The 12524-nt window shown below is 72.7% G+C and carries 9 protein-coding genes; 2 read left to right on the forward strand and 7 right to left on the reverse strand.

The genetic code is table 11. The annotated features are described in order from the left end of the window. Positions 1-30: 30 nt before the first annotated feature. Both DFJ67_RS25105 and DFJ67_RS25110 read right to left on the reverse strand, forming a co-directional pair. Positions 31-4590, reverse strand: coding sequence for an amino acid adenylation domain-containing protein (locus DFJ67_RS25105; RefSeq protein ID WP_116070258.1), 4560 nt, complete (start codon positions 4588-4590; stop codon positions 31-33). Positions 4591-4689: 99 nt separating this feature from the next. Further along, a complete protein-coding gene (locus tag DFJ67_RS25110) occupies positions 4690-5739 on the reverse strand; it encodes a LacI family DNA-binding transcriptional regulator (protein WP_116070259.1) in 1050 nt (349 codons plus the stop codon). A 39-nt stretch (positions 5740-5778) separates the two neighbouring features. Between DFJ67_RS25110 and DFJ67_RS25115 the strand changes: the two genes are divergently transcribed. Next, positions 5779-7212, forward strand: a complete 1434-nt coding sequence (locus tag DFJ67_RS25115) for an MFS transporter (RefSeq protein ID WP_116070260.1) — start codon at positions 5779-5781, stop codon at positions 7210-7212. On the opposite strand, the gene DFJ67_RS25120 is transcribed toward DFJ67_RS25115, so the two are convergent. Together DFJ67_RS25120 and DFJ67_RS25125 are read right to left on the reverse strand one after the other, a co-directional pair. After that, positions 7201-7812, reverse strand: coding sequence for a hypothetical protein (locus DFJ67_RS25120; protein WP_116070261.1), 612 nt, complete (start codon positions 7810-7812; stop codon positions 7201-7203). The two genes, DFJ67_RS25115 and DFJ67_RS25120, sit on opposite strands and share 12 nt — an antisense overlap. Before the next feature lie 61 nt (positions 7813-7873). Next, complete coding sequence (locus DFJ67_RS25125) at positions 7874-9097, reverse strand: serine hydrolase domain-containing protein (RefSeq protein WP_116070262.1); 1224 nt, start codon at positions 9095-9097, stop codon at positions 7874-7876. Between the two features lie 238 nt (positions 9098-9335). Here DFJ67_RS25125 and DFJ67_RS25130 point away from each other — a divergent pair, with 238 nt between their 5' ends. Continuing rightward, positions 9336-10217 carry a LysR family transcriptional regulator gene (locus DFJ67_RS25130; RefSeq protein WP_203784024.1) on the forward strand — a complete coding sequence of 294 codons (882 nt, stop codon included), beginning with the start codon at positions 9336-9338 and terminating at the stop codon, positions 10215-10217. Positions 10218-10221: 4 nt separating this feature from the next. On the opposite strand, the gene DFJ67_RS25135 is transcribed toward DFJ67_RS25130, so the two are convergent. The 3 genes from DFJ67_RS25135 to DFJ67_RS25145 all read right to left on the reverse strand — a co-directional run bounded on the left by DFJ67_RS25135 (position 10222) and on the right by DFJ67_RS25145 (position 12468). Next, positions 10222-11193 carry an NAD-dependent epimerase/dehydratase family protein gene (locus DFJ67_RS25135; RefSeq protein ID WP_116070264.1) on the reverse strand — a complete coding sequence of 324 codons (972 nt, stop codon included), beginning with the start codon at positions 11191-11193 and terminating at the stop codon, positions 10222-10224. After that, a complete protein-coding gene (locus tag DFJ67_RS25140; protein WP_170215969.1) occupies positions 11190-11681 on the reverse strand; it encodes a sigma-70 family RNA polymerase sigma factor in 492 nt (163 codons plus the stop codon). Before DFJ67_RS25140 ends, DFJ67_RS25135 begins: the two co-directional genes overlap by 4 nt. 97 nt (positions 11682-11778) lie before the next feature. Next, positions 11779-12468 carry an alpha/beta hydrolase gene (locus DFJ67_RS25145; protein ID WP_116070266.1) on the reverse strand — a complete coding sequence of 230 codons (690 nt, stop codon included), beginning with the start codon at positions 12466-12468 and terminating at the stop codon, positions 11779-11781. Between the last annotated feature and the right edge of the window lie 56 nt (positions 12469-12524).

The raw sequence follows: 12524 nt of genomic DNA on the forward strand, positions 1-12524 counted from the left end.
CGGCCCACGAACGGCTGACGGACCAGGCGGCTACGGGAGGAAGCCGGTCCGCCGGAAATAGTCGACGTAGGTCTCGAGGAGCCCGGCGTGCGGCGCCGGACACGTGGCGCCGCTCGGACCGGGCTCGAGGAACACCTCGTGGTCGGGTCCCCAGGCCGTCGCGGCGAAGCTGTCGACCAGCGCGTGTGCTGCGTTGGCCGGGTCGGCACCGACCAGGTCGGTCCACTTGCGACGGTCGAGGTCGGTGAGCGGATAGCCGGCCCGCCGCACCTGGTCGACGAGCGCCGTGAACGTCACCGGCACCGGGTTGGCCTGGTGGTGCGTGCCGCCCGTGCCCAACCGCACCAGGTCGGCGATCGCCCGGGCCGCATGGTCGACCGGGACGAGGTCGAACGCCAGGTCGGTGTCGGCCGGCACACCGCCGATTTGGACGCACCCCTTGAGGATCCGCCAGAGGAAGTCGTCACGCTGGCACGCGCCGGTGGTCGCGGCGCCGCTGACCCGGGCGAGCCGGTGGATGGTCACCGGAATGCCGCGGGACCGGGCCACTTCGCACACGCCCTCGGCGACCCATTTCGACCGCTGGTAGCCGGTGACCAGCCGGTCCGGCGGTGGCAGCGGTGCGTCGGCCGTCGCCCGGCCGGCGCCGCGGGGGGCGTAGCCGAACACGCCCATCGACGAGAGATGGTGGACGACGGCGCCCGTGTCGGCCGCCACCTCGAGGATCCGTCGTGTTCCGCCGACGTTGGTCGCGGCGAGCTGGTGGTAGGGCCGGAGGAAATGCACGTCGGCCGCCGCGTGCACGATCGTGTCGATCCGCTCGGGCAACCCGGTCGGCGCGCTGTCCACGGCCAGGTCGGCGATGCGCACGTCGACGTTGCCGGTCGGCTCGGCCAGGCCGTACCCCCGCAGGTTCTTCCTGATCCGGTCGAGTCCGTCGGTCGAGCGCACGACGCAGGTGACCCGCACCGCGGGGTCCGCGGCCAGCTCGTGGAGCAGGAAGGCGCCGAGGAAACCGGTCGCACCCGTCAACAGAACGTGCCGGGGCGACCGGCGGCGCGGCACCACCTCGGGCGCCAGGCTGACCTCGGCCACCAGGTCGACCGGCTCCTGCGGCGCGGCGAATCCGTCGAGTCGCGCGGCGAGACGGGCCGCGGTCGGTGCGGCGAACAGGTCGGCGACGGTCAACACCAACCCGGCGTCGCGCGCGGCGCTGATCAGGCCGACCGCGCGCAGGCTGTCGCCTCCGGCGGCGAAGTAGTCGTCGTCGGAACCGATGTCGCGGCCGAGGCTGGCCCCGAAGAGCGCGCAGAGCTGCCGCTCCCGGACCGTTTCCGGCCGGCGGGACGTCGGCTCGGCGGTCAGGGCGGGCGCGGGCAGGGCTCCACGGTCGACCTTGCCGTTGGCGGTGAGCGGCAACGCGTCCAGCACCGTCACACTGGCCGGCACCATGTAGTCGGGCAGCCGCCGCCCGGCCGCCGCCCGCAACACTCCGATGTCGACGGTTCGGCCGGGAGCCGCCGTGACATAGGCGGCAAGCGTGGCCTCGGTGTCGTCCCGCCGGGCCACCACGACCGCGCTGCCGACCTCGGCCGCCGCGGCGAGAACGGCCTCGATCTCGCCGAGCTCGATCCGGAACCCACGGATCTTCACCTGGTGGTCGGTGCGGCCGAGGAACTCGAGCGCGCCGCCGGCGGTGCGGCGCACCAGGTCTCCGGTGCGGTAGAGCCGCCCCTGGTCGGCGAACGGATCCTGCCGGAACCGGTCGGCGGTCAGCGTGGGCCGGTCGAGGTAGCCGTCGGCGACCCCGTCGCCGCCGATGCACAGCTCACCGGGCACCCCGACAGGCAGCGGCCGCAACTGGTCGTCGAGCACGTAGAGGCGGGTGTTGGCCACCGGTTGGCCGAGGGTGATGGGCGCTCCGGCGACGACGCGGCTCACCGTCGACCAGACCGTCGTCTCGGTCGGGCCGTAGAGGTTCCAGACGGCCTCGGCGCGGATGCGGAGCCCGTCGGCGAGGTCGCGGGTCAACGCTTCACCGCCGCACCACGCGCGCAGGCCGGGCGAGCCGCCCCAGCCCGCCGCGATGAGCATCTTCCAGGTGACCGGCGTGGCCTGGAGCACGGTCGGCCGCTCCCGCCCGATCAGCTCGCACAAGGCGTGCCCGTCCCGTGCCGTGTCGGCGTCGGCGAGGTGCACAGCGCCGCCGACCAGCAACGGCCCGAACAGCTCCAGGACGGCGATGTCGAAACAGACCGTCGTGACGGCGAGCATCCGATCGCCGGCGGTCAGCCCGGGTTCGCGGACCATCGAGGAGAGGAAGTTGGTCAGCGCGCGGTGGCCGATCTGCACACCCTTGGGCCGGCCGGTGGACCCGGAGGTGTAGATGACATAGGCCCGGTCGTCCGGGTCGGCGGCATCCGGGTGATCCTTGGCGGGGGCCGGGCCGAGCTGGCCCAGGTGCAGGATCGCCGGTGCGGCGGCGGCCACGCGGGGATCGGGCGCGCTGTCCGCGACGAGCAGCCGCACCCGCGCGTCGTCGAGCATCGTCGCGATGCGCTCGGGCGGGTAGACCGGGTCGAGCGGCACGTAGGCCGCGCCGGTTCGCAGCACCGCCAGCAGCGTGGCCACCAGGTCCGGCGTGCGTCCGACCGAGACACCGACGAGGTCACCCGGGCCGACGCCGTGCGCCGCGATGTGGGCGGCGAGTTCGTGGGTCCGCGCGTGTAGTTGCCGGTAGGTCAACTGCTGTCCGGCCGAGGTGACGGCCGGCACGTCGGGTGTGCGGTCGACCTGGTCGGCGATGAGCTGGTGGATACAGCGGTCACGCGGATAGTCGACCGGCGCGACGGTGGGGGCAGCGGTCAGCAGGGGCGTGGTGTCCGGCGCCCCGCCACCGGCGAGCCCAGACCGGAACATGGCGAACGCGTCGACCAGCGCGCGGGCCTCGGTCGCGGCAGCGACGCTGTCGGCCACCCACCAGCGGCACGATCCGTCGGGGTCGACCGTGATCCGCAGGACCACCGCCGGACCGGCGGCCGCCGGCTGCCCGGTCAGGTCGAGCTCGATCGGGAACCCGTCGTCGAGCTGGCGGGCGTCGTGCAGGCGGGGATGTCGCACGAACACGTCGCGCAGGTAGGTCCCCGACGCGCGCGCCGCGTCGAGCCGTGCCGCGACCTCGCCCGCGTAGCCGGTGAAGTCCGGCGTCAGGGCCGGCACCGCGAACGGCACCAGAGGCGCCAGGAGGCCGTCGGCGTCGCCGGTCGGCACCCGCAGGCCGATGTCGCCGGGCTCGCCCCGACCGATCCGGGCAAGGAAAGCGCACACTGCCGCGGCCGTCGCCGGTGTACCGGGCACGTCGAACCGGTGCCGGACGGTCGGTAGCGCGGTGGTCGTGGGTGCGCCGCTGGGGTCGGGCACGTCGAATTGGTGCCAGGCGGTCGGGTGCGCGGCGGTCGCGGGTGCGCCGCCGGGGTCGGGCTCGTCGAACCGGTGCCAGGCGGTCGGGGGCGCGGCGGTCGTGGGTGCGCCGCCGGTGGCGGGCACGTCGAATCGGTGCCAGGCGGTCGGTGGCGTCGCCGTCTGCCGGTAGGGCACGTCCATCGGCCGGGTCGTTGCCAGCCGCGTCACCCACGCGCGTTCGTGCCGGATGGTGGCGCGCTGCGCCGCCGTAAGCGCCGCGGCCCCCTGGCCGTCGAGTGCGGGCAACACCCGGCCCACCGACTCGCTCAGGTTGACCGGAAGCCCGGCGATGGTGGCGACCGCGTCGAGAACGAGGTCGTGGGTCGCCGTCGCGACCGTCAGCGATCGCTCACCGCACCCCACCACCGTGCCGGGCGGCGCGGTGGACCGCGCTTCGCTGACGCGCGCGCCGCCCACCGAGAGCAGCCGCCCACCTTCGTAGGCGATCTTCGCCGTGCCGAACTCGTTGGCGTGCGGGCCGAACGCGGTGGCGCGCACCAGTGCGGCGATCCGGCCGGCCGGCTCGGTCCAGTCGATCGTCAGCGCGGCGGTGGGCCGGTCGGCGGCTCCGTGGTAGGTGCGCCGGTGCAGGTCCTGCGCCGCGGGACGGAGCGTGCCGGCGTCCAAGCGGTCGACGAGCTCGCCGAAGGCGTCGAGCCCGGCTGCGAAGCAGCGGGTGTTGAGGTCCCAGCTCGTGTCGTCCGGGCCCACCTCGACCCGCCGCTGCACAAGGACGTCGCCGGCATCGGCCCGCTCGGTCATCACGTGCCAGGTGACCCCGTGCGTCGTCGCGCCCCGCAGGATCGCCCACGCGCTGGCGTGCAGGCCCGCGTCGACGGGCAGCAGCCCGTCGTGGAAGTTGACCGCGAGCCGCCGCGCCCGGCGCAGCACCGCGGCCGGCAGCAGGCGCAGGTTCACCACGCTGAACAGGTAGTCGAACGGCGCGTCGAGCAGGTCGACCCGCCCGGCCTGGCGGATGCCGCGCAGCCGGGCCCACTCCCGCACCGATTCGACATCGCTGGCGACTCCGGCTATCTCGTGACCGGCCGCCAGCCAGCGCTCAGCACACCCGACGGTGAGCGCGTTCTCCCCGACGAAGACCGCGGTCCGCGGCTCCACATTGCTCATTGATCTTGCGCCTTCCCCCGTTTGACCTGCGAAAACATAATGATCATGGGGTACGGGTGGAGCAAGTTCGCACAACCTTTAGCCGCGTGTCGCCCCTGCTCAGTGGCGGGTGCTCGCCCGGCGGACGACCGACCAGCGGTTGGCGTAGGAGGCCGGCTTCTCGCCCAGCGCGGCGTGGGCGCAGGCCGCGCCCTGGTCCCGCAGTGACTGCGCGACGGTGGTCAGCCCGAGCTGTGCGGCGACGGCCGCGTCGTCCCATCCGGTGACCGCGACGTCGCCCGGGATCGCGCGATCGGCCGCGTGGCAGGCGGCGACCACGCCGGCCGCCTGCCGGTCGCTCATGGCGGCGATCGCGTCGGGCGGCGCGGCGGAGGTCAGCAGGCTCGTCGCGAGGTGTTCGGCCTCGGCCGCGTCGTTGGTCGCGCACACGGCGACCGTCACGTCCCGCCACGGGATGCCCGCGGCCTCGGCCGCCTGCCGGTAGCCCTCGAGCCGGTGCCGGGTCACCGGAAACAGCACGTCGGCGGGGTCCGGGCCGGGGCCGATGGTGCTGATCCGCTCGCGGGAGAGCGGGAAGCTGACGACCGCGGGCCGTTTCGCGCCGGCGAACGCGGCCGTGCCTACCGCGTACGCCGCCGCCTTGTTGTCGATGGTCACCAGGGCCAGGCCTGGCGTCGCCGGTCCACCGTGGACCGTTGCGGGGCGCTTCATCGACCGCACGGCCGTGAGGATCGGGTCGTCGTCGGAGGTGGTCCAGACGACGTAGCCGTCGACGGCGGCGTCCTCGATCCGGGCCCGGTCGTCGGCGGCGCCGGTGATCGGCAGGATCGTCATCCCGTAGCCCCGCGCGGCGCACACGTCGGCGATCCCGGCCAGGAAGGACACCGCCTGCGGGTCGTCGAACGCGTAACTCAGGTGCTCGCCCAGCACCACGCCGAGCGTGCGGGTGCTGCCGCGGCGCAGGGAGCGGGCGCTCGGGTCCGGGCCGGCGTAGCCCAGTCGCGCCGCCGCCTTGAGCACCTTGGCCCGGGCCTGGTCCGACACCCGGTCGGGCCGGTTGTAGGTGTAGGAGGCGGTCATCACGGACACGCCCGCCAGGTCGGCCACCTGGGCCAGGGTCACCCGCTTCGCGCCGGCAGACGATTCCACAGTGTGCAGCCTATCGAATGTCTGTGTATCGTTACACGGATGCGTGCTTCCGCGTACGTGGCGTTCGCCGCCTTCGGCGCCTTCTGGGGGGTGTGGGGCGCCTCGGTGCCCCGGGTGCAGCAGCAGGCCGGCATCGGCGACGGCGAGCTCGGGTTCGCGCTGCTGTTCGTCGGCGCCGGCGCGCTGCCCGCGATGCTGCTGGTGGGCCGGGCACTCGATCGGTGGGGGCCGCGGGTCGCGGCACTGGTCATCGCCGCCCTCGGCGGGGTGGGCGCGGTGCTGGCGGTCGCCGCGGTCGACCTGGCCAGCCTGTGCGTCGGCCTGGCCCTCGTCGGCGCCACCAGCGGAGCGGCCGACGTGGCCATCAATGCGGTCGCCGGGCGAGCCGAGCAGCTCGCCGGCCGGCCGGTCATCACCCGGGCGCACGGCGTCTTCTCCAGCCTGGTGGTCCTGGCCAGCCTCGCCACCGGCGTCGCGTCGGGCGCGTCCCTGCCGCTCGCCGTTCCGTTCCTGGCGGTCGCCGTCCTCTCGGTGATCGCGGGCGTCGCCATGCTCAATACGCTGCCGGCGACCGCCGTCCCGGACCGGCCTGCGCGGGCCGCTGTCCCGGACCGGCGTGTGCGGGCCGCTGTCCCGGACCGGCGTGTGCGGGCCGCTGTCCCGGACCGGCGTGTGCGGGCCGCTGTCCCGGACCGGCGTGTGCGGGCCGCTGTCCCGGACCGGCGTGTGCGGGCCGCCGTCCCGGACCGGCCTGCGCGGGCCGCCGTCCCGGACCGGCGTGCACGGGCCGCCGTCCCGGACCGGCGTGCACGGGCCGCCGTCCCGGACCGTCGGGTGCGGGCCGCCACCACGTCTCCGTCGCGGATCGCGCCGTTGCTGCTGGTCGGTGTGCTCGGCGCGCTCGCGTTCGCCAGCGAGAACGCGCACCAGAGTTGGAGCGCGGTTTTCGCACACGATGAACTGCACGCGGGGGTGGGGCGCAGCGCCGTCGCGCCGGCGGTCTTCGCCGCGGTCGTGGCGGTGACCCGGTTCGCTACCGGCGGCCTCCCGGCCGCGCACGCCCGCACGGTGCTGGTCACCGGCGCGTTCGCCGCCGCCGCCGGCACGGCGCTGATCGCCGCCGCGCCCACGCTGCTCGTCGCCGGCCTCGGTCTCGGGGTCGCCGCGGCCGGCACCGCCGTGCTGTTCCCGACTCTCGTCGGCGTCGTCTCGCGAAACGTCGACGAGTCCCGCCGGGGCCGCGCGACCTCGATCGTCACGACGGTCTCCTACCTTGGCTTCCTGCTCGGGCCCGTGTATGTCGGCCTGTGGGCGGACGCCGTCGGGCTGCGCGGCGCGATGCTCGCCGTGGCGGCGCTCGCGGCGGGCCTGCTCGTCCTCACCCGGCCGCTGCTGCGGCTCACCGGCTTCGCCCCGACCGGCCACCGCGACCCGGCCTCGACGAGGTGGGCCGACGCTGCCCTACGGCGGTAACAGCGCCGGGCGGGGTGGTGCGTTGAAGCAGTTGGCCGGCGGGTTGTCACCGGCGATGTCGTACTCGTGGCAGGTGGTAAATCTGAAGTTGAACTGACCGACCAGCAGGGCGGTCACCCCGACGATCACCACGATGGTCGCGACCGCGACCCGGAATCGCCGGTCGGGCAGTTCGAAGTATTCGGGGGCCACGATCCGGGCCGCGGCCCAGAGGGTGAACGGCACGGACACGAGCATGACGGTAATGAGCGTCAGGTCCAGGATGTGCGCCGCGCGTGAGGTCCGGCCGAAGGGCGCGATCAGCCGCATCGCCAGCCAGACCAGCGGCACGGACAGCACCGCGCGGGTCCAGGGCCGCACGCTGATGTAGCGGCGCAGCACGATCGTGCCGAGCAGCAGCGTGCTGGACAACACCAGGATCTGGAAGAGCCGCGAATAGAAGACCGTGTGGTAGGCGCCGAGGGTGAACATCAGATCCCAGGCCACCAGCGATGCCGTGATCGTGGTCGCGAAGAACGCTCGCAACTCCTGGGTGTGCTCGGTGTGGCTGAACCCGGACAGCAGGTCGTCACGTGGTCGCTTGCGGCGCTCGGGTGGCATGTGGATGGCCGCCTAACTCAACTGCTTCGGGCCGCCCCGGGTAGAGGCGGCCCGAACAAGGCTAGTCGTCGAGGGCCTGGTAGGTCGTGGTCCAGAAGTCGTGGATCACGTGTGCCTGATCCGGGGTGGACGCGCCGACCTGCGTCAGCAGGATGCCAGTGAGCTGGTTTTCCGGGTCGGCGTAGGTCGCGGTGCCGCTTCCGCCGTCCCAGCCGAACTGGCCGATGGGCGCGTAGTCGCCGCGGTAGGTGCGCACCGCCATGCCCAGACCCCAGCCGCCGTGCTGCCCCTGGCCGAACGAGATGTGGACGTTGTTGACGGCCATGGCGTGCCGGGCGGCCTGCTGCTCGGGGTCGAGGCGGTTGGTGGTCATCAGCTCGACGGCGGGCCGGGACAGGATCCGCTCGCCTTCGTGCACGCCGTGATTGAGCAGCATCCGGAAGTAGGCGTGGTAGTCGTCGACGGTCGAGACCAGCCCGCCTCCGCCGCCCTGGAAGGCCGGCGGCTGGCTCCACCGGCCGCCTTCGGCCTCGTCCCACACGTGGAACTCGCCGGTCTGCGGGTCGGGGGCGTAGAGGGTCGGCAACCGGTCGATCTTGTCTTCGGGTACGTGGAAACCGGTGTCCTTCATCCCCAGCGGCTCGAAGATCCGCTCCCGCAGGAACGTCTCGAACGGCTGGCCGGTGACCCTGGCGACGAGCACACCGAGCAGGTCGCTGCTGAGCTGGTATTGCCAACGCTCGCCGGGCTGGTGCATCAGCGGAAGCGTGCCGAGGCGGCGCATCCACTCGTCCGGCTCGGGCATCGGCTCGGGCAGGTTGGGGGTGAGCCCTTGCTCGAAGACCGCGCCCATGATCGGGGTGCCCAGCGCGGTCATGTCCATGCCGAGCCCGAACGTGGACGTCAGGACATCCCGCACGGTGATCGGTCGCCGCGCCGGCACCGTGTCGTCGAGCGGGGCGTCGATCCGCGCCAGCACCCGCCGGTCGGCGAGCTCCGGCAGCCACGGCTCGACCGGGTCGTCGAGTCGCAGCCGGCACTCGTCGAGCAGCACCATCGCGGCCGCGATCGTGACCGGCTTCGACGTCGATGCCATCCGGAAGATCGTGTCGCGGCGCATCGACGGGCCACCGTCGTGGCGGAAGGTCCCCAGCGCCTCGACGTGTGTCTCACCGCCGCGGCTGACCATGGCGACGAGCCCAGGAATCCGGCCGGAGTCGACATGCCGTGCCAGCACGTCACTCAGTTTGCCGAGGCCCGCCTTGGTGAAGCTGCCAGTTGCCATCGTGAATCTCCCTACAGTCGCCGAACCGCTCATGGACCCACCGTCGCCGACCCCGCTGACACGGGGCAGACACGGCGCTGACACCCGCACCGGCCGCCGGGCGCGCTGGTAACAGGCTGGGCGCGCGGCGACCGCCGAACAACGGCGATGTCAGCAAGGCAGCGTTGCCCGACGGGTCATCGTTGCGGGTTTGGTCAACGCAGCGATGATCAGTAGGTTCATGATCCAAGGGGGGTTCGTGGAGCTTCGGGACATCGAGATCTTCCTGGCGTTGGCCGAGGAACTGCACTTCGGTCGTACGGCGGAGCGCCTGCGGGTGACCCCGTCCCGGGTCAGCCATGTCATCAAGAAGGCCGAACGCCGCATCGGCGGGCCGCTGTTCGAGCGCACGTCTCGCACCGTCCGGCTCACTCCGTTGGGCGAGCGGCTCCGGGACGACCTCTTGCCGGCGCACACGCAGATCCAGCGCGCCGTCGACCGCGCCGTTGCCGGAGCGCGTGGCATCAGCGGCACACTGCGCGTCGGCTACAGCACGCCGTGGTGCGCCGACCTGGCACTCCAGGCGGCGAAGGTGCTTCGGACCAGATATCCGGGCTGCGTCGTGCGAACCCAGGAGATCCAGTTCAACGAACCGTTCGGGCCGCTGCTCCGGGGCGAACTGGACCTCCAGATCAGTGAGTTTCCGGTGCGGACCCACGGTGTCACCGAGGGCCCGGTCCTGCTCCGCGAGCGTCGGGCGTTGATGGTCCCGGCCGACCATCCGCTGGCCCACCAGGAGAGCGTGTCAATGGAAGACCTGGCTGAGGTGCCCCTCATCAGGTCGGACGGGGGTCTGCCGGCGTCGCTGCGGGATCTGCACATGCCCGTCCGCACGCCGATGGGTCGGCCGATCCCGCATGGGCCGTCGTACACCTTCTGGCCCGAGGTTTTGGCGCTGGTCGCCGCCGGTCTCGGTGCCTCGATCGTGGCGGCCCGCGCCGCCAGCTACCACGCCCGGCCCGGCATCGCCTTCGTCCCGTTCGCCGATGGTCCGACGGTCGACTACGGCGTGCTGTGGCCGGCGACCGGGCAGGCGCAACTCGCGATGACGTTCGTCGACGTGCTCGTCGACCTGCGGTAGCGGCTCACACCTTCAGTGGGTTGGCGACGTCGAGTTGGTCCTGGTCGATGAGCCAGCGCACCGACTCGAGCACGGCCTCTTCCGGCTCGTAGCGCGGTGCGTATCCCAGCACCGCCCGCGCCTTCTCGATGCTGAAGTAGTGGTCGCGCATGAGATGTTCCCAGCTCATCTGGGCGGCTTCGGCCTCCGTGTCGTGCCGGAACTGCTCCCAGGTCACCGGGCGCAGGTCGGCGCTCTGGCCGAACCAGGACGCGGCGATCTGGGCGTAGCCGCGCACGTTGAGCGCCGACGGCGCGACGACGCTGAAGTCTTCGCCGGCTGCGGCGTCGCGGCGGGCCAGCGCGGCTTCGAAGGCCTGTGCCACGTCGTCGGCGTGCACGTGGTGCATGAACTCCGCGCCGATCCCGGGCACGTCGATCGGCTCGCCGGCCGAGAGCCGGCGCCAGACCGTGGGGTCGAGGTTGCCGAGCGGGCCGATTGGGTGCCAGCCGGGGCCGACGATGTGGCCGGGGTGTAGCGAGGTGGTGACCAGCCCACCGGACCTGGTCTCCTGCTCGAGCATCTCGGCGATGGCGGCCTTCGCGATGCCGTACCCACCGACTGGCGGTGTTCCGGTGTCTTCGGTGACCGGCACCTTCAGGCTCGGGCCGCTGCGCCAGATCGTGCCGCAGTGCAGCAGGTGCCCGGTCGCGCCGCGGAGCCGCTCGACGAGCGCCGTCGCGGAGTCGAGGTCGAAGCAGATCAGGTCGACGACGGCGTCCGGCTCGAGCCCGGCGACCCGGTCGGCGAAGGTGCCCGCGCGGTCTTCGGCCTCGCGGTCGGCGGTCACCGGGCGCACGTCGTGCCAGGCCGGGTCGTCGACGTAGCCGGCTCGTTGCCCTCGGCTGATGTTGACCACGTCGTGACCGGCGCGGACCAGCCGCGGGATCAGGAACGTGCCGATGTGCCCGCTACCACCGATGACAACAACTTTCACGGCGCCAGGCTACCCAACGCCCGCCGCAGCGCCGTCCGGGCGGCGAACGATCGTGACTTGACCGTTCCCGCCGGCACGTTGAGCGTGGCGGCCAGTTCGCTGGGTGTGTCGCCCTGGTAGTAGAGCGCGAACAGCAGCCGGCGCTGGTCGGGCGCCAGCGTGGAGATGGAGTCCCGGACGCTGCGAACCGCGACGACCCGGTCGGCGAGGTCGGTCTCGTCGGAGAGCTTGTCGGGGTCGGCGCCGGCGGCTTCGACCGGGCGGGCGCGGCGGGCCCGGAGCCGATCGATGACGAGGTTGCGGGCGACCGTGAACAGCCACGGCCGCAGGATGGCCGGATCGCTGTCCGCTTGCCGCCAGGCGCGCAGGAAGACCTCCTGCACGAGGTCTTCGGCGAGCGCATGGTCGCCGAGCGTCATCCGGTTGAGATAGGCGAGCAGCGGGCCGCGGTTGCGCTGATACATCGCGGCGAAATCGGCGGGTGCCATGGGCTCAGCGTCGTGCCGCCGCCCGGCGTGAACATCACTGAACCTCAGTGAGATCAGAGGGCGGGCTCGCGACATGCCAGCCCGCCCTGCCGCGGTCTCAGCCCGCCTGCGCGGCCTTCTTGATCAGCTCGGCCACGGCCTCCGGGCGGGAGACGTAAACCGAGTGGCTGCCCGGCACCTCGACGACCTGCGCGCCGGCCCGTTGTGCCATCGCGCGCTGCGCCGGCGGCGGGATCATGCGGTCGTCGGTCGCGACCAGGTAGTAGCTGGGCTTGCTGCGCCACGCGGGCTCGGTGACGGCGCCGCCCAGCGCGTCGACGCCCCAGGGGAGCTGGGAGTCGGCCATGAACGCGGCCTCGTCGGCCGGCAGGTCACCGGCGAACGACGCGTGGAACTTGTCGCGGTCGAGGAACAGGAAGCCGTTGACCGGCGGCAGGATCGGCGGCACCGGGGCGCCGGGCGGCGGGTCGGCGATCAGGGTGTTGACCGACTCGCCCTTGTCAGGGGCGAACGCCGCGACGTAGACCAACGCGGCGACCTTGTCGTGGGTGCCGGACTCGCTGACGACGACGCCACCGTAGGAGTGGCCCACCAGGATCGTCGGGCCGTCCTGTGCGTCGAGCACCTCCCGGGTCGCCGCGACGTCACCGGCCAGCGAGATCGTGGGGTGCTGCACGACCGAGACCCGGAAGCCGTCGGCGGTCAGCAGGTGGTAGAGCCGAGCCCAGCCCGACCCGTCGACAAATCCGCCGTGTACGAGGACGACGTTGGTGATTGACCCACTCATGAGTGGTGCTCCTTCCGAGCTGTCGATGTCGCTCACCACTACGAAATCGGGGCGCC

Origin of the sequence: Asanoa ferruginea, assembly GCF_003387075.1 — a bacterium.
GTDB lineage: Bacteria > Actinomycetota > Actinomycetes > Mycobacteriales > Micromonosporaceae > Asanoa > Asanoa ferruginea.